We start from the raw sequence: 490 nt of genomic DNA, 5'->3' as shown, positions 1-490 counted from the left end.
CCTAGTCAACGATTTCCAAACCGAGGTGAACGAGATCTATGAGCAACGAACCAACTGATACTGAACCGACGCACGACGAATTCACTCCCGACCCGGACGAGGTCGAGTACCCTTCGACTCTCCGTATCACGTCGCTCCCAGCAGAACAGGCACAGGCGGCGGCTCTTGAGCGGGCCGAACGGTGGGAGCAGGGTGAAGAGGTACCGCATGTCGTCAACTTCGAGGATCGGACGCGGCTCCGCCAACTGCTAACCGACCGGCGGATGGAACTCCTCGAAGAGGTGATGGAACGCCCGCCCGAGAGTATCCGCGCACTGGCTAGTCGCTTGGAGCGCGACGTCCACGATGTGCACGACGATCTACACCTACTAGCCGAGTACGACATCGTCCACTTCGAGAAGGATGGTCGCGCAAAGAAGCCGTACGTCCCCTACGATACGGTCCGGATTGAGGTTGAGTTCGGTCTGCCGCGTGATGAGGGGTCTTCGTC

Annotated in this window: 1 protein-coding gene; it reads left to right on the top strand. The window is 59.6% G+C overall.

All coding sequences use genetic code 11. The annotated features are described in order from the left end of the window. Nucleotides 1–38: 38 nt before the first annotated feature. On the top strand, nucleotides 39–490 hold a 452-nt coding region (locus D3D01_RS22735; RefSeq protein WP_121513866.1), incomplete at its 3' end, for a transcriptional regulator.

The organism is Haloarcula sp. Atlit-7R (assembly GCF_003666065.1).
Classification (GTDB): Archaea; Halobacteriota; Halobacteria; order Halobacteriales; family Haloarculaceae; genus Haloarcula; species Haloarcula taiwanensis.
The sequence above is the reverse complement of the archived record's forward strand: the minus strand, read 5'-3'. Positions and strand labels throughout refer to the sequence as shown.